The organism is Candidatus Zixiibacteriota bacterium (genome assembly GCA_021159005.1).
Lineage (GTDB): Bacteria > Zixibacteria > MSB-5A5 > UBA10806 > 4484-95 > JAGGSN01.
In genome coordinates this window covers 26,630-44,529 of sequence record JAGGSN010000085.1, presented here as the reverse complement: position 1 = coordinate 44,529, position 17,900 = coordinate 26,630, and the positions used below count along the sequence as shown (strand labels likewise).

The window sequence follows — 17,900 nt, the reverse complement described above, 5'->3', positions numbered from 1 at the left end:
CTAAGGCGAACAAAAGGCCGGACAGTAGTGTAATAAATATTAAACATAATTCCGAATAGTTTATTTATTGTTCAACTGCAAAATTTAGGATAATATTTTTTATGTTGTCGGAAGCTGCTTTCGACAATTCTGGCAGAGACATCCGGCAGCTTGCCGGATGTCAGCACATGCTAAAATTTATGAATGATGCGGGATGCGTTTACAAATTATGCAACCGCAGTTTGTTCAACAGGTTCTGTGGTATTATCAGCCGCAGTCTCAGGTTCAGTTATTTGTTCGGTTGTTTGTTCATCCGCAATATGATTATTTCTGAAAGAGTTAACCGTCTGGTCGACCTTATCGAAAAAGACTGAAACGCTCTCTAATAACCTTTCTTTAGTATCCCCGAGATATTCCGGATTTACTCCAAGCTGCTGAGTCAGATTATTAAAATAACTATTAACCTTTTCGATAAGATTGTTTTCCGCCTTGTCAATGTAAAGCTGTACTGTCTCGAAAAATTGACCAATCAGCTCGCCTGATATTTCCGGATTATCGACCATTGTTTCTGTATTGCTTAGATAATTTTTAATGTCTTCATCATCAGTCAAGTCTCTTGCCTGCTCATTATACATATTAAGGGATTTTAGATTTAAAGAGATATCCTGAGTATAGCGTATGGCAAGCTTGCGAGACACACGGATAAAGCCATCGGCGTAATGTTTTTTACTGCTGTAGTTGGCTTTAAGGTTTTCCCGATAGAATAAATTTGCTTCAAATTCCCGTGTTTTCATTAAGGCTTTTAGCTCCCGCATTTGCTGTGTTTTATTGCGTTCAAACTCGATTCCTTTAGCATCAGCATTATTGCCATCAATTCTGTATGTTTCTGTCATTTTAGCTTTTGCTTGAAAATCTACATTAAGGCCGATGTCAATATTGTTTATAGCGGCTACCTCAAAATTCCCATCTTGAGCATCTTCGACTATTGTAGTTAGAACTTTTTCGAAATCTTCTATATTGAAATCAAGATTTAAGTTGACCATATTCAGAAATTTTTGTTCTGTTAGTTCTGTTTGAGTTTGGGTTGATGGTGATGGTTGGTTTTCAATTTCGGGCGCTTTCCCCGGATGGTTTTTCATAATATTATCAGGTTTGTATAACATATTAAGTAATCGATTATCCATTGGGGATGGTTTTTGCATATTAATGGTTATCGCATCACTTCCGGGTTCAACGCTCGGGAGCGGAGCAGTTTTTGATGATTGCAAGCCTGGCAATCTGTTATGCTTGCCGTTGCTTCTCATCATGTTGTGTTTTTGTCCTTTATTCAGATGTAGTAAATATTCGAGGTTAGGGAGCTTATAACTTCCATGCAATAAGCCGAAAAGTTGATCATAATTGCCAAACATAATATCCTCCTTGATTAATTTTGCCTGATTATATCTTTTATCGACAAAAATTTAGTTTCCTTGCATTCAACTTGAAACACTTGCTATTGTTACAAGCAGGACTTTCATTGCATCTAATTCGCATTATTCGTAAATTATAACATGTGTTTTTTTTCTGCCAGAGCTGTCGAGCGCCCCTACTTGACAACATTTGAAACGCATTGGGGAAATTGCTTGACATTTTATAATAAAAGATATTTTATAAAATAGATAAAGGAGACTTAGGTATGAAAACAATAAAATTACCGTTAATCGCGTTCTCGATTATATGTTTAATAACAACTGCAAGTTACGGCCAACCTATTAATCCAAGCATCAGATTATCCAAATCAAATGCCCGAATTGTCTTTGAGCAAACCATATTTAATTTTGGCTCGATAACCAAAGGTTCAAATGTTACTCATAATTATTGGTTTTCAAACACCGGAACAGATACCCTGATAATCTCTAAAATCAAGCCAACCTGCGGCTGTACATCAACTCGTTTATCCGATATTGATGTTGCGCCGGGAGAACGTTCGAGTATTGATATTGTTTTCTATTCGGGGAAATACAATGGCAAAATCACTAAATCGATTAAGCTTGAAACTAACGACCCGGTAAACCCATATATAGAACTCAGATTTAAGGCAATAATAAATAACCCGTCGCAATTGCTTGAGTTTTCTCCACTTCAAATTGATTTTGAAACTGTTCCTCGCGGAACCGAAAAACAGGTTATAGTTAGCTTGACTAATATGGCTGATGAAAAAGTAAAAATCGTGATGCCGGTAAAACCATCAGATGCTTTTATTAAAACCAGCCTGAAAAAGAGTAAATTGAAACCCGGGGATACAACCGAGCTAACCTTAACGCTTCTAAAAAACCTTGAACCCGGTAAATTCCTGACCTCTATTTCCATCGAGATGGAAGAGAAACCTAATTCGAGAATAACTATTCCAATTTCCGGCAATATCGATGACGACTCATCGGATGAATGATTGACGGTTAATAGAGTATCTCACAAAATATCTAAGCATTTTATCTTGGATTATTCAAAAATATTATAGCCATGCTATTGTAGTATCTTTTGCTGGAGGTTATGAATAATCCGGGTTATAAACCCATATTTTGCAGTAGAACTATAAATACATTAAAATAATCGGAATTACCCTGGTTGCCAATCACGGATGTATCTCAGGACGTCGCTTGGCAGCCGGAGCTAAATTATGTTGAACGTTTAGCGTTTAAAACACATCCTTAGTCCCTCTCAAGAGGGGAATAATAAAATGTTGGTGCATGAGGACATACACCAACCACCTTAAATGTTGGTGCATGAGGACGTGCACCGACCAATCTTATATTTTCTGAAGGCTATAGGTAATAGAATTTGATTTACAGTTTACAAGATAACTATCAAATCAGCGCGCCAACGTTGGAATAATCGAAAAAAGCTGGTCTGTGAAACTTAAAAGCATATTAAGCATCCAAGGTAAGAAAACTACTAAAGCTACCGCGACGGCGAGAATCTTGGGAATAAATGTTAAAGTCATCTCCTGAATCTGGGTTACGCCCTGCAAAATTGCAATAACCAGACCAACCGCTAAAGATAATAACAGCATCGGTGAAGCAACCATCAATGTGGTATAAATAGCGGCGCGTCCCAATGAAATTACATATTGCATATCCATAACTATACCTCTAAATACTTACCTGTCCTCGACGGGCAGTCAACCGTCAGTGAAAACTTGAAACTACCGATTTTATTATCAAGTACCACCCATCAACCAACACAAATAATAATATTTTAAACGGCAGTGATACCATAATCGGAGGCAGCATTAGCATACCCATAGACATCAGAACGGACGCTACCACCATATCGATAATTAGAAACGGTATAAAAATAATAAAGCTTATTTGGAAAGCAATTCTCAATTCTGATATAACAAATCCCGGTATAATTAGATAAGTGGGCAAATCAGCAGGCGAGTCTGGTTTTGGTATGCCGGACAGCGAAACAAACAGCGCCAGGTCCTTTTCGCGCACCTGTTTTAGCATAAACTCCCGGATTGGTTTAATGCCGATATCGTAAGCTTCCTTTTGAGTTATTTCATCGTTAAGATACGGCTGAAGCGCTGTTTCATTAACTTTAGTGATTGTAGGCGCCATGATAAAAGCTGTCAGTATAATTGCCAACCCGACCAGTAATTGATTTGGCGGCATTTGATGTGTGCCTATTGCATGACGCATAAATGAAAAAATTACGATTATTCTTATAAAAGAGGTCAGCATTATAATAATTGATGGTGCTAATGTTAATATTGTTAACAGTAAAAGGATTTGAAGGGTAACCGAAAAGTCCTTGGCATCTTTACCGTCCTCGACTCCCAAGGTAATTTTTGGCAATGTTTGAGCCGATGCTGAATTGCCGACGATAGCTAAAAAAATTAATACTAAAATTACTACTTTAAAATACTTCATTTGTTTAAAACTGATTTAAAAATATTCTGAAAGCCTTTATTCTTTTCAGGATATTTTTGCAAACTTTCCACTTCTTTCGGAGCTAATTCTTTTATTAGGTTAATAGAATTTTCACATACTCCCAAAACCGCATATGATAAACCCATCTTAACAATATAGAGACTTTGCTTGGGCGCAAGATATGATTTTCCAATTATACTAATCAACTGATTGCTGCTAGCATAAGTTTTATTGTTGATTTTCTTAAGCAGGAATATTGATAGATAAATCAAGCCAACTACAATAATCAGCGATATAAATAGTTTGAGCAAGATTCCGGCGATACCGGGGTTATAATCTATTTGAGGCGGCTTTGGGATAACTTGTGTTGTATCCTGCGCCATAACTAAGCCTGGCAGCATTAAAACTACAGACAATACTGTTATGAGCTTCATTGCAGGTTCCTGATTCTATCCTTCGGGGATATCATGCTTGTGATTCGAACGCCAAAATTTTCATCGATTACTACAACTTCACCTTTGGCAAGAAGCTTGTTATTAACCAGAAGGTCGACCGGTTCGCCGGCCAGTTTGTCAAGCTCGATAACGGATCCGGGGCTGAGATTAAGGATATTTTCAATAGCCATCGATGTTCGCCCAAGCTCTATTGAAATAGGCAGAGTAACATCCAAAAGCAAATCAAGATTTTGTGTTTCGGCCTGATTTTCGGGTTTAAGATTCTCGAAGGCTGCTTTCTGGACTATTGGCTGTGAATCATCAGCGGACAATTCGGATGGTTTTTCAGCTTCTGCGGCTTCTTTTTCCATCATTTTGAGCATTGCGGCTTCGGCGTCATCTTCGCCCCAATCATCAGGATTGGCTTTTTCAGGTTCGCTGCTCGAATCTGCTTTTATCTCCTGCTCAGCTTGGTCGCCGGTATCAGCCTCTGCGGCTTGTCCGTCAGTTTCGGTTTGCGCAGATTGTTCATCGCTTTCCTTATTTGGCAAATCCATATCCGGCATTGATAAGTCGTCACTTTTTGATGATTCCTCATCGGCTGCTGCATCCTGCGGTTCGGATGACATATCAGCCGGCTTAGTTTCAGAATCATCATCTAATGGAATTTGTTTTTCCTCATCCATAATAATACCTCAAAAAACACTATTAATTTTTACTGCCATTTGTTTTCCAGCTTTTCCCGGTTTCCCCTGAAATTTTATTTTATCACCAATATAAATGTCAATGCTGCTTTTTGCATGCTTATTGATTCTCAAAACATCGCCCTCTTCGAGACTTAGAAGATCTCGAATAGAGACAGATGAATTGCCGAGTATTGCTTTAATATCAGTCGTAACCGGCGCCAGTCGTTTTTTATTTAGGTTGCTGTCATCCTCACCCATCATTTTTTTATTCTTGTCGATCCAATTTTGAGCAGAAAGTTTGCCGACAATGCTTTCTAAAGTAAGATAGGGATAACAAATGGTCATAATACCGGAAGTTGCCTGCATTTTCATCTGAAGCGAGATGACAATTACTGTTTCGCCAGGGGGCACAATTTGAATAAATTGCGGGTTTGATTCAAGAGCCGACATCTTGATTTGCAGGGATTGAATATGCGCCCATGCTTTTTCAAGTTCCTTAAATCCTCTATTCGAAATTTTGGTCATTAACGCTTTCTCGATACCCGTGAGTTCTCTTTCGGTAGATAGAGATTTTCCCAATCCGCCAAACATTCTATCTACGAACGAGAACACTACCGAGGGATTGAAGTCAAGAATTCCTCCACCTTCAAGCGGCGCTAATGAAAACACGTAAGTGCAGGATGGTGAAACCAGAGACATGATAAATTCTGAGTAGGTAATCTGATCAACAGATAAAAGATCGATATCTATTACTGATCGAGTTATACCCGAAAGGGCCGACCCGAAGTGTCCGGCGAAGTTAGAATGCAGTGATTCTAATGTTCTCATCTGATCTTTCGAGACGCGATTGGGGTGTTTGAAATCATAGGCAATTGCTTTGCGTGACATCTCAGATAATTCAAGACTATCCGCTGCCGACGTTTTTTCATCGCTTGCGGAGACCTGATTTAATAAAGCATCAATCTCATTTTGTGATAAAATCTTAGCCATAATTATTACTGCAAAACAAAATCAACGAAATAGATTTGATAAACAGGAAGAGGGTCTAAAATCTCTCCGAATTTTTCCAGTATTTCGTTTCTGATTAGTTCTTTTTCCTCTACAGATGTTAGTTGTACTATTGTTTTCGCCGACAGGATATTTATCAGTGCATCTTTCAGTTGCAGTTTTTTCTTGTCAAGCGGAGTGCTTTTTTCACCGCCACCGCCGTGTCCGCCGCCACCCTCTTCTTCTTCGGCAGCGTTCATTTCGATACCAACCGAGATGGATAGATAACGGCTTCCCCGCGTACCGGCGGGATTGACAATTATATCCTCCAACAAATAGATTTCTTTGGGACCTTCTTTTACTCCTTCGGTTGTTTCAGAAGTTTCGCTTTTTATTATTTCTTCCTGTTTACCATATTCCACTAGAACCTTTTGCAGCGCCGGGTCGGGTTGAATAAAATTGCTAACAAAGTAAAACCCGGCAAAAGCCAGTAATAATTGCGCTGCGAATATGATAATAAGATTAATTGGCAAACCGCTTTTCTTCTTGCCAGATTTCCCGGCTGACTTTTTCTTCACGGACGGTTCTAATTCCGGAACTTCAATTTCCTCAACTTCAGCCATGCTTACCTCGCATTGTTATTGATTTCTAACTGATGTATTCTTCTTTTATAGCTTTCAACTTTTTCGATTAATTCATCGACTGTTTCTTTAACCATGATCTTTTTCCCAGTTGTCAGGCTAATGATTGTATCGGGAATCGATTCGATAAATTCAATCATATCGGCATTAATCACCAGTTCCGAATCGTTTAGCCTTGTCGCTTTAATCATAACATCACCTTATAATAGGGGGAGGCTATCCTCCCCCTATAATTATCGGTCTATCGTTTGATATTAACCAGTTCGTTCAGCATCTCATCGGATGTTGTAATCACCCTGGCATTAGCCTGAAATCCTCTCTGAGCTACAATCATGTTTGTAAATTCCTGCGCCATATCGACATTAGAAATCTCTAAGGCTCCTGATGTAATAGTAGTCGAGGCAGATACATCGGCTCTGGTGATAATCGCATCGCCTGAATTAGCCGATGATGAATACTGATTTCGGCCAGCTTTCAATAAGCCGCCGGGATTGTTGAATTCGGCGATATATATTTGCGCCAGAAGCCTTGAGACGCCATTAGTAAACAAGCCTGAAATGTTGCCGGCGGCATCGATTGAAATATTCGATAATACGCCGAGTCCGTAACCATCTTGGGAACGCGCGGCGGCTGTGGATTGAGCGGAGAAACTGGTCAAACCATCGAAACCGGCAGGTGTGCCGGTCGTCAAATCAATATCCATCTGCTGGGCGCCGTTGTTTGGGTCGATAATAAGAGAATTAGCGGTGCCGTCAAAAGTAAACGAGGCCAAGGAACCATCCGAGTTGAAATTAACCATTCCCGAACCGCCCGATCGAATAATCTCCTGTCCGCCAACTAAAGCTTCCCAACTCCATTCGTTTTCAAGATAGCTTTTTGTAAACTGAATAGTAACCGTATGCTTGCCGCCCTGGGAATCATAGGTTGTAATACTGGTGGCATGCTGGGTATCTTCGGTTTCAATTACGGCAGTTCCAGCAGCTAAACCATTCTGATTAGCTCCAACTGTAATACCGCCGCCGGCTAAACCTTCAATGCCGGTAACAATGCCTGTGGTAGAATCAGTTATTAATCCAAGCGTTTCCGGAGTCAGAGCTACGCCTGTAACATTCGGCGTAAACGTATCGGTAGCCATAAGCGTTGCGCCGATTCCGTTATTAACAGTGAAGGTTGCATTTCCGAATAACTGCAAGCATACATCACAGCCGGAAGCCGCTTCATCCTGCACTACAACATTATAGGTGCCGCCAGCACCGGCATAATCGCGCTTTAACTCAATCTGACCATTTTGGATTGAGGCAGTAACGCCGGGCGCATTTGAATTAATCGCTGCGATTAAATCATCAACGGTTGACGCGGTTGTTAAGCCTGTGATTGTAGTAAAGCTTCCATTATCAACGCTTATCTGGAAATCGGATACATCTGTTATGCCAAGAGCGGACAGCAGTTCGCTGCCGGTAAGACTTAACGTGGAATTGATAGTTGGCGGATTGGTATTGGACAGCGGCGCCGTTCCCAAGTCCGTGAATGTATCCGGAGCGCCTACATTTTCAATAGCAATCAAACCGTCATTGCCGCCGGTGTAATCGCCGGAGGTAGTAGACCTGTAAATAAAGACTTGGTCGGCATCAGCCAAATCGGGATAACCGGACCAGTCAAGAACAATCGAATCCTGCCCAGCGCCCAGAGTGTGACTGAATTCAACTCCCGTCGATTGGCCTATGCCATTAACAGCTACTACTGTATAGAAATAATTTGTTCCGGGAGCAAGCACTCCCGCGCCATCCAAATTATCAGCTGTAGTAACATCGCCTGCCCCAAGATCGTCAAGCTCTTTGGCATGCACACCTGAAAGCTGCGAAAAAGAGGCATTATTGCCTGTTATCTGAATTGAATGGATACCGCCGGAGCCGTTAATAGCTTCGCCGGATACGGTTGTTATATTAGTAGCGCCGGCTGTTGTCAGCGAGGCTTCCGAATCGGTAGCCATAGCATCGAGATTTGCCACCAATCCGATTTCTGTTGTGGCGCTGGCTGGATCCTGCTGGCCAAACGGCATTACTATATTTCCGACTGGCGTGCTGGCGGGAATTACACCGGTGGCATCAGCCATTTTCCCCTGAAGGATGAATCCATTGGAGGGGTTTATCATATTTGATTCGGAATCGAAACTGAAATTACCGGCGCGGGTATAATATTCCTGCTGGCCGTCAGAGAGAACAAAGAAACCGCTTCCCTGTATCGCCAAATCTGTTACCTGACCGGTAGATTCCAAGCCGCCCTGTTGAAAAATATTATCGATTGTCGATAAAGACATGCCCAAACCTAATTGCAGGGGATTAGAACCACCTGCCGTAGTCGTAGGTCTTGTTGCTCCCTTAAGAGTTTGGACTAACGCTTCCTGGAACGTAACTCTTCCAAGCTTAAATCCGATTGTATTTACATTGGCGATGTTATCGCCAACTACATTCATTTTAACCTGATGGTTTCTCAAACCGGACACACCGGCAAAAAGTGATGCCATCATAACAAAATTCTCCTTCTCTGGTTCGACCAATCAGGCCGAATCAAGAGCCTCCCCTTATGGGGTCCAGCTCTGTTTGAAATTAACCTATTATAGCGCTATCGATTTTTGTGATTACGCCTTCTTTCATGTTTTTTGTTTCCATTGCCGTGATGATGGTTTTATTCTTTACTGATACTAAATAAGCCATCTCATCCAGCAAAACCAGCGATTGGTCTGCACCTTTCTTTCCGGCAGCTGTAATCGCTTTATCCAGCCGGTCGACAGTGTTGTTGTCGATATAAACACCTCTATCCGACAACCTGTCGATAGCATGATTGGAAAACTTCAAATTGGTCTTATTTGACAAAACCTCCGACAAAGTCTTTTTAAAATCCCCCGATTCGTCAGGCACATTATAACCTGGCCTGATTTGATCATCCGATCGGACTGCCGAGCTTTTACCAACGCCTTGTACAGTCATCTTTTCACCTCCTTCCATAGTCATTGATTAACCTTCATAATTTGACATCGGATTATCCGATTGTTCGATTTCAATAATAGTTGATATATCTACTTGAAAACCGCCGCCAACAAATAAATACGCCTTACCATCAATATACTTGACCGAGTTGACCATACCGATAACGCGCTTTTGAGTCGTTACTGTTTCGCCGGCTGTTGTTGTACCCGACACTTCATAGGAATATAGACCCGGACCAAGCGGACTATCGTTATCATCCCGGCCATCCCAGGCAAACGTGTTATTGCCTTCGCTAACATCATCCAAATGGACAGTTCTGACCAATGCTCCGCCCTCGTTGTATATATTGATATCAACATTGGCGGCATCTGTGCCCAGATGGTAGCCCAGATTAGTATCCTCACCCGGCGTTAATGTGAAGTCACAACCCTCGGCAACCACTGTTTTCCCGATAAGCGTCGTAGCCATTGTATTGGCAATAGTTTGACCCATTAAATAGTCGACCTGAGTACTCACATCCAGGGATTCGCTCATGTTTTCCAACTGTTCAAGTTGGGAAAATTGAGCCAGCTGAGCCACAAATTCTTGATCCTTCATCGGTTCAAGCGGGTCCTGGTATTTAAGCTGTGTTACCAAAAGCTGAAGGAAATCATCCTTGGCAAGATCTCTGCTGGTTGAAGCATCGTACCCATCATAAAGAGGGTTATAGAATTGCAAATCTGAAATATAAGTCATTATTCACCTCCTTTCTTAAGCTACTATATCTATTACACCGCCATACACATTAGCAGGATTTCTGCTATTGCGCTCAATTGGCAATACATCGTTATCTGCATTTATAACATTATTGACCGAATTATTACCGGATGATGATTTCTGATTAGCCATTCCGGATGAACGCTGATTGTTTTCGCTTAGATTAGGTTGTTGTTCGCTATTATTCATCGCCACGCGGAAATCGTCAATTTTCCAATCGGCTTTTAGTTTCGGCATCTCTAAATCGAGCGCCTGTTTTACATCGAGATTATCAACCCTGAATAAAACCTCCAGCTTATGCCCATTATACTTGAAATCAATTAATATTTTGCCCAGACTTTCCGGTTTAAGTTGTATGGTCATGCGAGTATTATCATGAGCAACAACCATCTTTGATTTTATCTGGTTGATTATATTTTCAGTTGTATCAGCTTGCCTCGCAGAAATACGACTCTCGGCAGCAGGAGCATCCGGCTGAATACTGGGTTGAATACTTGACCTATGCGCTGATTGTAATTGTGATGCCTGTTGTTGAGTATCCTGAGTTTGAGACGATTGCGTTTGTATAGTATCCGCTTGAGACGGTTGTATTGGAACTTTATTTGTTGATGAGCTATGCTCGGATGTCGTTAAGGTTTTTGCATCCTGATTATTTTTAGTACTATTACTATCGGTTAATTTATTTACATTATCTCTGCTAAAACTTGCGGCTTGTCGATTATCCTTACGTTTTAAATCGAGATCATTTATGTTTTTCAAGTTGTCATCCTTTTCTGTTAAATGTTCCTGCGATGTTTGCTTGACTGCAGTTTCCTGATTATTCGATTTAACATTTTCGGGCGGTGAATTGCTAACAGACGAAAGCATTTCCTGTTTTTGATTCATTGCCGGCTGTTCATTAGCGGCGATTTCAACCGTAGAGGAAGAATTAATACTTGGAACAAATTTTATTTCATGATTTATATTTGTAATAAATCTGGTTTCGGGCAAATAGGGATGTTGATTTTTTGAGTTAACGTAAGCTTGCGGACTATCGCTTAGTGTTTTTTGCACAACATTGATTTTCTCAGAACCATCATGTGATAAAAGAGAATTCAAATTAAAAATAACAAATTTCTCTGATGGTGGTTTTGCGAATCCGGCTTCAGTATGAACATCAGAAGCAGCCGGCATTATTGTTTGCGGTGTATTTATAACGCCAACATCAGCCATCAACCGGGTATCTGCCGGAGTAGTTTTAACCTCGACGATGATTTTATCGGGATAATTCTTCACCAACTCTATTAACTTTGATACGGCAATCTTCATGTCGGAAACACTATTGCTGTCATCAAGAACTTTCACCGGAACTTCATCCTGCGAATTATCAAAAATCTGATCGACAGTGAAAATTATTTTTGAATACTGGGCTTTGCCTTCCGTCATATAACCGGAATTTGCAGTTTGAACCAGGTCCGGCTTAATAGCATTGCTCTTTGAATCATCCATTAGCAGCGCATTATCAGGCAATACATTTCCCTTAGATTGACCGCCGAATAGATCATTCTGAACACCTTTAGTCTCAGTACTTATAACATTCTGAAACTTATGCGGGTCTGCCCAGTCAACAACATCAGCATTAACTCTATTAAGGTTTAATGTCAGTGGAATTGCCTGAGCTTCAATAAGGCTTTTTAAATCGCAAACAGCCATTGATTCAGGCGTAAGCGTTTCTATCTGAGGATAACATATTGATTCCCGGTTAGCTTGAACGAGGGTATCACCAATAAGATTTTCATTCGTTAGATACTTATTGAATGACAGATTGGGGATTATATCTGTATTAATTACAATAGCGGGAATATTGCTTAAAATAGAATAAACAAGATCAATATCAGTTTTATTTTGGCATTCCTGCCTGATTTTATCATTAATAATCGATGTTGTCAGGATATTTTTAAAATCTGAATTGGCGCCGGTATTTTGGATAACCGGTATTTCATTTTGATCTATGAAGAAATCTGTCAGAGCTGTTATATCAAACAATATCTGATTCATTTTATTTTTCCCTCCAACAGCAATTGAGATATCTCAGCCGATTTTACCGGCGACATATATTCTAATACCTGACTGGCGTTAGCAGACTTCATTCTGGGTAATATCTCTACAATAAGAGAATCGTCCATTTGATGTAAAACTTCAGCTACTCTTTTTAAATCCATTTTATCATAAAGCTGTGCCAGCTCAGTCATTTTCTTATCTTCAACCCTTGTTTTTTTCTCAATTAGCAATTCAATTTCTCTTTTCAGGTTTTCAAGCTTGATTCTCTCTGCCGCCAGCGAGTCTATTTGGCTTTGCATCTCATCACGCTCGACATCAATTTTCAGTCTTGCAGATGCTATTTCTTCTTTCACATAATAAGGCATTATAGCTTCCCGCTCTTCAGCAGTGAATAAGTCATCATAACTAATGTCTGCAGCGCTTTCTTTTAGATGAGTTAACTTGTATTTGGCGTATGCCATACTAATATCCGGCTTTAAGCCAAGGGCGGCTAAAAAGACTACCATATAAACCGCCAGACCAAATACAACTGCTGCCAGATAACCGAATATTTTAAAAACAATACTCATATACTTTCCCGCCTTATAACAAAGCAATGAGCATGCCGGAGAACTTAATTTATAACAACATGTTGCAGTTCAATTAATTACATGCAGCAAAAAGGTCTTTTGCAAATCATCTGATGTTTATATTAAGAAAATATTTCCTGAGCTTATGAGCATAATTTTCCTTTAAACGAAAGCTGCTAAAAAGCCCGACTTTTAATAACCGGGGTTTTAACCTTTGACAGCCTTAAGCCATATTTAACTTGATTTTATAGTAAATTTTCAATATTATTTAGCTACTATATATTCAGGCGTTTGTCATTAACTTGAAAAATGGAAATTGTACGATAAATCATTGATAATCCTTCAAAGAAAGAGAGTATTATGAAGTTATTTCGAGCAGCAGTGATAGGCTGTATGTTGCTTTGTATTCCAGCACTTGTTATGGCTGGGTCAATAAGCCCGCAGCTTCAAGCACAAATTGAAAACACAAATCCGGAGGGGACTCACAAAGTGATATTAGTTATGGCTGACCAGGCTAATATCTATGAAATAGACCATCAATTAATCTTAGAAAAGGCAACCTTAGCTCACAGAAATTATCAGGTTATTACTACGCTTCAGGAGAAAGCCACTCAAACTCAGCCGTCGGTTTTGGCAATGATAGACGACCTGTCTGCCAGAGGCGAGATAAAAAATGTCAAAGCCTTGTGGCTGGCTAATATGATATTTTTTGAGGGAACCGCCAAGTCTATTAATACGCTTGCTATGATGGATGAGGTTGGTAAAATAACCATCGATTTTGCTGTCGAGCTTATTGAGCCGATAGAAAACCCTAAACCGGCAGAGCCTGATATTCTCGCTAAGGGCATTGAGCAGGGATTAATCGCTATTCATGCTCCGGAAACGTGGGCGCTTGGCTATACCGGACTTGGCCGCGTAGTTTCTAATCTTGATACCGGCGTTGACGGTACTCATCCGGCGCTGGCAGACCGTTTTCGCGGCGATGTTGATGATGACGGCGACGTTGACGAAAGCTGGTATGACCCGTATGATACTAACTGGGATTTTCCTCAAGATTCAGGCACGCATGGCACTCATACGATGGGCACAATCTGCGGCCGTTCAGCCGCCGGCGATACTATCGGCGTGGCGATTGACGCTACCTGGATTGCCGCTGCTCCAGTAGATAGAAGTACTATTGAGAGGACAATATCCGATATCCTTTTATCTTTTCAATGGATTGCCGACCCTGACGGCGACCCGTTAACCCAAGACAACCCCGATGCCTGCGGCAACTCATGGGGCATCCCTGATGGCATCGGCTATCCTGATTGCGATACGACTTTCTGGGTCGCTATCGATAATTGCGAGGCTGCCGGTACGGTGGTTATTTTTTCCGCCGGCAATGAAAGTTCAAACGGACTGCGCTCGCCAGCCGATAGGGCAACGACATATTATAACTGTTTTTCGGTTGGTTCTATCGATGCCAATGATCCTTCATATCCAATATCTTATTTCTCGGCTCTGGGTCCGACAGAATGCGCCAGCGGCGATTTGGCTATCAAACCGGAAGTCGTCGCTCCGGGGAGTGATATTCGAAGCTCTATCCCGGGCGGCGGTTATGGCACGAAAAGCGGTACCTCTATGGCATCGCCTCATGTTACCGGCGCGGTTGCGGTTATCCGTCAGGCAAACCCCAACCTTGATGCTAATACAATAAAAGAAATTCTGATGGCTACAGCAGTAGATTTGCCGCTTGCATCTCCTGATGGCGAGGAGAACACGTTCGGGCATGGCCTTATTAATCTTTACCAGGCGGTACTTTTTGCGCAGGGTTTTGGTTTTGTTGATGGTTATATCACCGATGCCGGCACTTCTGCGCCTATTCCCGGAAAAGTCAGCGTTGTTGACATGCAGGTTGAAACAAACGCTAATGCATCAGGCTATTATTTTATCGGCTTGCCTGCAGATACGACTTTCATGTTGGAAGCGTCCTATTTCGGATACCTTCCCCAACAGCAGTCTGTTTATGCAGCTCTTGATGATACAGTATCACAGGATTTCTCCCTTGCCTTAGCTCCAACGGCGGTTCTGGAGGGAACGGTTACCTCTGTTGTCGGCGACTCAATACCTAATGCCGAGATTACAATACTCAATACGCCTGTTCCGCCGGAAACAACAGATGTCAATGGCTATTATCAATTCCCGTCAATTCCATCGGGAAGCACCTATGATGTGCAGGTTAAAGCAATCGGCTGCAGCCATGGGTTAGATTCAATATTTGTTCAGGATGGCCAGACTAACATTTTAGATTTTACACTTTGGCCGGCTGAATCATTTGAAGCAAACAATGGCGGTTATTCGGGAAGCGGCGTCTGGGAATGGGGCGAACCCACATACGGACCAGCCAGCGCCTGGTCGGGGGCGAAAGTCTGGGGCACTGTTCTTGGGGGGACATATCCAAATAATGTTGATGATTACTTAACAAGCTCGGAACATTTCATTTCTGACCCTAACGCAAGATTGGAATTCTATCATTGGTATGATATCGAAAACAGTTATGATGGGGGCAATGTTTCTATCTCTACTAATGGCGGCGCAAACTGGACATTGCTAACACCGGATGGCGGTTATCCCGATCCTGATATTTCGGCATTTGGTTATTTAGAGCCGGGTTATACTAACTCAAGCAATGGTTGGATACATGCCGTATTCGATATCTCAAGCTGCTATAATCAAAATGTTATATTCCGCTGGAGATTCGGCACGGACGGCTCTGTTGCGAGAGCAGGCTGGTATATTGATGATGTCGTTGTGGTAGGCGCACAGCCTCCGGTGCCGCCGGATATGTCATACAATCCGTCATCGTATAATATCCTTATACAACCGGGAAATACCCAGAACAGCAACCTGACATTAACAAATGATGGCGATGGTTCCTTAAGCTACAACTTATCTACCGAAATTTACAGCCTTCTTACTCTTGTTAACGGTCAAACTTTACCGGCAGCTATATCTCCGCAAAAAACAGAACTTCTCGGTTATCACCCGCTCAGCGATAAGAAAGGCGCAAAAAGAGAACCATACTATCCGCCTTTAATTACCGACCACGGCGGTCCTGATGATTACGGCTATTGCTGGATTGATTCTGATGAACCGAGCGGTCCGGTATATTCATGGGTTGATATAACATCAACAGGAACACAGATTACAGGTATTGGCGATGACACTAACGTTGGTCCGTTCTCGTTCGGATTTAATTTCAATTTCTACGGCAATAATTTTAACTCATTCAGATTTTCTACCAATGGTTTTATATCTTTCACCTCCATATATACATCCTGTACTAATCTTTCAATTCCCTCCAATAGCGAACCATACAATATAATTGCGCCGTTCTGGGATGATCTTGATTTCAGAAATGGCGGTTCGGCTTATTACTACACGAACAACAGCGACAGCCTTGTTATCTCATGGGTAGATGTCCCTCATTACAGTTCCGGCGGTCCGTATTCATTCCAGATAATTCTTTTAAGCGGCGGTAAAATAATTTTCCAGTATCAGGATATTAACTCTCCCGATAACTCGACGACTCTGGGTATCCAAAATGAAAACTCGACAATTGGTCTTGAGGTTGTCTATAATGCCGCTTATGTTCACAACAACCTGGCAGTAGAAATATCCGCTGACCCGATCTGGCTGTCTGTTTACCCGGAAATCGGGACAGTTCCGCCGCATGAATACTATAATGCAACCGTTACTTTTGATGCTTCCGAGCTTGATGTTGGCGTTTATACCGGCAATATTAATTTAATGAGCAACGACCCTGCCGAACCTGATGTTGATATTCCCGTAACCTTAACGGTTGGCGGTGAACCGGGACCTATAATAGACCTTAGTCTTTTCGAAATCGATGATACCGTATATGTCGGTCAATCAACTGATATTGAGCTTATCATTATCAATGTCGGCACGGCAGATTTGGATTATAATCTCAGCGATAACAGCGACTGGATTTCAGAATCTCCCGACAGCGGCAGGGTATCTCCCTCAATGACTGATACGATAACCATAACCTTAGATGCGGCGGCTCTTGATGAGGGCAGCTATTCCGACACAATAACCGTTAGCTCGAATGACCCGGCTCAGCCGGAAATCGACATACCTGTTAATCTAACTGTCGAGATTGAAACCGTACCGGTCATCGATATAAGCGTGGATTCAATCGAAGAGACTATTTATGAGGATAGTGTTACTGCTGTTGAGATAACCATAGGCAACAACGGCAGCGGCACGCTTACATACAGTATCACCGATAACAGATCATGGCTTTCCGAGAATCCCGATAACGGCGCGGCTGCTGAGGGTGAAGCTCCTGATACGATTAATATTACCGTGAACGCATCGGGATTAATCGAAGGCGATTATACGGGCACAATTACTGTTGTTTCTAATGATCCAGTTGACAGTATTATCGAGATTGAAGCGGCTCTGCATGTAATTATTCCTTCGAGCTGTGATTATTTGCCGGGCGATATAAACGGCGATGGCATAGTTATTGCCTCCGATGTGATTTATGGAGTCAACTATTTCAGGGGTACCGGCAATACGCCGCCGGATAGCTGTCAGCTTCCCGATGAATCATGGCTCTATGCTGCCTGTGATGTTAACGCCAGCTGCAGTTTTTTGGGTTCTGATATTACTTATATGATAAGATATTTTAAGGGTCAAAGCGACACTTTGCGTTGGTGTCCGGATGTTCCGCCGGCAAGCATACCCGCAAATATATCAGTACTTAAACCTGGAAAACTCGATATTATGATTATTCCCTGCGAAATTGATAAAAAAGCGGTCAAACCGCCTAAGCAAAAATAGTAGATTGTATTACCCTCAGGATGTTATCCGCTTAAGACGGATTATCCTGGGGGCTA

15 protein-coding genes are annotated in these 17,900 nt (G+C 41.7%); 2 read left to right on the top strand and 13 right to left on the bottom strand.

The features are described 5' to 3' along the window. Positions 1-206: 206 nt before the first annotated feature. Positions 207-1,388, bottom strand: a complete 1,182-nt coding sequence (locus J7K40_05790) for a hypothetical protein (protein MCD6161910.1) — start codon at positions 1,386-1,388, stop codon at positions 207-209. Positions 1,389-1,654: 266 nt separating this feature from the next. Here J7K40_05790 and J7K40_05785 point away from each other — a divergent pair, with 266 nt between their 5' ends. Then, positions 1,655-2,407 (top strand): DUF1573 domain-containing protein, encoded by a 753-nt coding sequence (locus J7K40_05785; protein ID MCD6161909.1) that lies wholly within the window; start codon positions 1,655-1,657, stop codon positions 2,405-2,407. Positions 2,408-2,827: 420 nt separating this feature from the next. Here the strand turns inward: J7K40_05785 and fliQ are convergent, their stop codons facing one another. From fliQ to J7K40_05725, 12 genes are all read right to left on the bottom strand, one after another. Then, positions 2,828-3,097: a flagellar biosynthesis protein FliQ gene (gene fliQ / locus J7K40_05780; protein MCD6161908.1), complete on the bottom strand. Its 270-nt coding sequence runs from the start codon at positions 3,095-3,097 to the stop codon at positions 2,828-2,830. Between the two features lie 46 nt (positions 3,098-3,143). Next, positions 3,144-3,890: a flagellar type III secretion system pore protein FliP gene (gene fliP, locus J7K40_05775; protein MCD6161907.1), complete on the bottom strand. Its 747-nt coding sequence runs from the start codon at positions 3,888-3,890 to the stop codon at positions 3,144-3,146. After that, on the bottom strand, positions 3,887-4,324 hold the full coding sequence (fliO, locus tag J7K40_05770; GenBank protein MCD6161906.1) for a flagellar biosynthetic protein FliO: 438 nt from the start codon (positions 4,322-4,324) through the stop codon (positions 3,887-3,889). The genes fliP and fliO overlap by 4 nt, the downstream gene beginning before the upstream one ends. Further along, positions 4,321-5,010, bottom strand: a complete 690-nt coding sequence (gene fliN, locus J7K40_05765; protein MCD6161905.1) for a flagellar motor switch protein FliN — start codon at positions 5,008-5,010, stop codon at positions 4,321-4,323. Before fliN ends, fliO begins: the two co-directional genes overlap by 4 nt. Before the next feature lie 9 nt (positions 5,011-5,019). Continuing rightward, positions 5,020-6,000 (bottom strand): flagellar motor switch protein FliM, encoded by a 981-nt coding sequence (fliM, locus tag J7K40_05760; GenBank protein ID MCD6161904.1) that lies wholly within the window; start codon positions 5,998-6,000, stop codon positions 5,020-5,022. Between the two features lie 5 nt (positions 6,001-6,005). Beyond that, a complete protein-coding gene (locus J7K40_05755; GenBank protein ID MCD6161903.1) occupies positions 6,006-6,620 on the bottom strand; it encodes a flagellar basal body-associated FliL family protein in 615 nt (204 codons plus the stop codon). Positions 6,621-6,622: 2 nt separating this feature from the next. Beyond that, positions 6,623-6,829 (bottom strand): flagellar FlbD family protein, encoded by a 207-nt coding sequence (locus tag J7K40_05750; GenBank protein ID MCD6161902.1) that lies wholly within the window; start codon positions 6,827-6,829, stop codon positions 6,623-6,625. Between the two features lie 50 nt (positions 6,830-6,879). Further along, positions 6,880-9,165 (bottom strand): flagellar hook-basal body complex protein, encoded by a 2,286-nt coding sequence (locus tag J7K40_05745; GenBank protein ID MCD6161901.1) that lies wholly within the window; start codon positions 9,163-9,165, stop codon positions 6,880-6,882. A gap of 79 nt (positions 9,166-9,244) precedes the next feature. Then, a complete protein-coding gene (locus J7K40_05740; protein ID MCD6161900.1) occupies positions 9,245-9,625 on the bottom strand; it encodes a flagellar protein in 381 nt (126 codons plus the stop codon). A gap of 27 nt (positions 9,626-9,652) precedes the next feature. After that, positions 9,653-10,360: a flagellar hook assembly protein FlgD gene (locus J7K40_05735; GenBank protein MCD6161899.1), complete on the bottom strand. Its 708-nt coding sequence runs from the start codon at positions 10,358-10,360 to the stop codon at positions 9,653-9,655. A 15-nt stretch (positions 10,361-10,375) separates the two neighbouring features. Continuing rightward, positions 10,376-12,418: a flagellar hook-length control protein FliK gene (locus tag J7K40_05730; GenBank protein MCD6161898.1), complete on the bottom strand. Its 2,043-nt coding sequence runs from the start codon at positions 12,416-12,418 to the stop codon at positions 10,376-10,378. Further along, a complete protein-coding gene (locus tag J7K40_05725; GenBank protein MCD6161897.1) occupies positions 12,415-12,990 on the bottom strand; it encodes a hypothetical protein in 576 nt (191 codons plus the stop codon). The genes J7K40_05730 and J7K40_05725 overlap by 4 nt, the downstream gene beginning before the upstream one ends. Positions 12,991-13,350: 360 nt before the next feature. Here J7K40_05725 and J7K40_05720 point away from each other — a divergent pair, with 360 nt between their 5' ends. Next, entirely contained in the window at positions 13,351-17,844 is a 4,494-nt protein-coding gene (locus J7K40_05720; protein ID MCD6161896.1) for a S8 family serine peptidase, read from the top strand. The last annotated feature ends 56 nt before the right edge of the window (positions 17,845-17,900 follow it).

Excerpts from the sequence above, each read along its gene's own strand:
- J7K40_05790 (MCD6161910.1), bottom strand. The coding sequence starts at position 1,388 with ATGTTTGGCAATTATGATCAACTTTTCGGCTTATTGCATGGAAGTTAT.
- fliP (MCD6161907.1), bottom strand. The coding sequence starts at position 3,890 with ATGAAGTATTTTAAAGTAGTAATTTTAGTATTAATTTTTTTAGCTATC.
- J7K40_05730 (MCD6161898.1), bottom strand. The coding sequence starts at position 12,418 with ATGAATCAGATATTGTTTGATATAACAGCTCTGACAGATTTCTTCATA.
- J7K40_05745 (MCD6161901.1), bottom strand. The coding sequence starts at position 9,165 with ATGATGGCATCACTTTTTGCCGGTGTGTCCGGTTTGAGAAACCATCAG.
- fliQ (MCD6161908.1), bottom strand. The coding sequence starts at position 3,097 with ATGGATATGCAATATGTAATTTCATTGGGACGCGCCGCTATTTATACC.
- fliN (MCD6161905.1), bottom strand. The coding sequence starts at position 5,010 with ATGGATGAGGAAAAACAAATTCCATTAGATGATGATTCTGAAACTAAG.
- J7K40_05785 (MCD6161909.1), top strand. The coding sequence starts at position 1,655 with ATGAAAACAATAAAATTACCGTTAATCGCGTTCTCGATTATATGTTTA.
- J7K40_05740 (MCD6161900.1), bottom strand. The coding sequence starts at position 9,625 with ATGACTGTACAAGGCGTTGGTAAAAGCTCGGCAGTCCGATCGGATGAT.
- J7K40_05725 (MCD6161897.1), bottom strand. The coding sequence starts at position 12,990 with ATGAGTATTGTTTTTAAAATATTCGGTTATCTGGCAGCAGTTGTATTT.
- J7K40_05750 (MCD6161902.1), bottom strand. The coding sequence starts at position 6,829 with ATGATTAAAGCGACAAGGCTAAACGATTCGGAACTGGTGATTAATGCC.
- fliO (MCD6161906.1), bottom strand. The coding sequence starts at position 4,324 with ATGAAGCTCATAACAGTATTGTCTGTAGTTTTAATGCTGCCAGGCTTA.
- J7K40_05720 (MCD6161896.1), top strand. The coding sequence starts at position 13,351 with ATGAAGTTATTTCGAGCAGCAGTGATAGGCTGTATGTTGCTTTGTATT.
- J7K40_05735 (MCD6161899.1), bottom strand. The coding sequence starts at position 10,360 with ATGACTTATATTTCAGATTTGCAATTCTATAACCCTCTTTATGATGGG.
- fliM (MCD6161904.1), bottom strand. The coding sequence starts at position 6,000 with ATGGCTAAGATTTTATCACAAAATGAGATTGATGCTTTATTAAATCAG.
- J7K40_05755 (MCD6161903.1), bottom strand. The coding sequence starts at position 6,620 with ATGGCTGAAGTTGAGGAAATTGAAGTTCCGGAATTAGAACCGTCCGTG.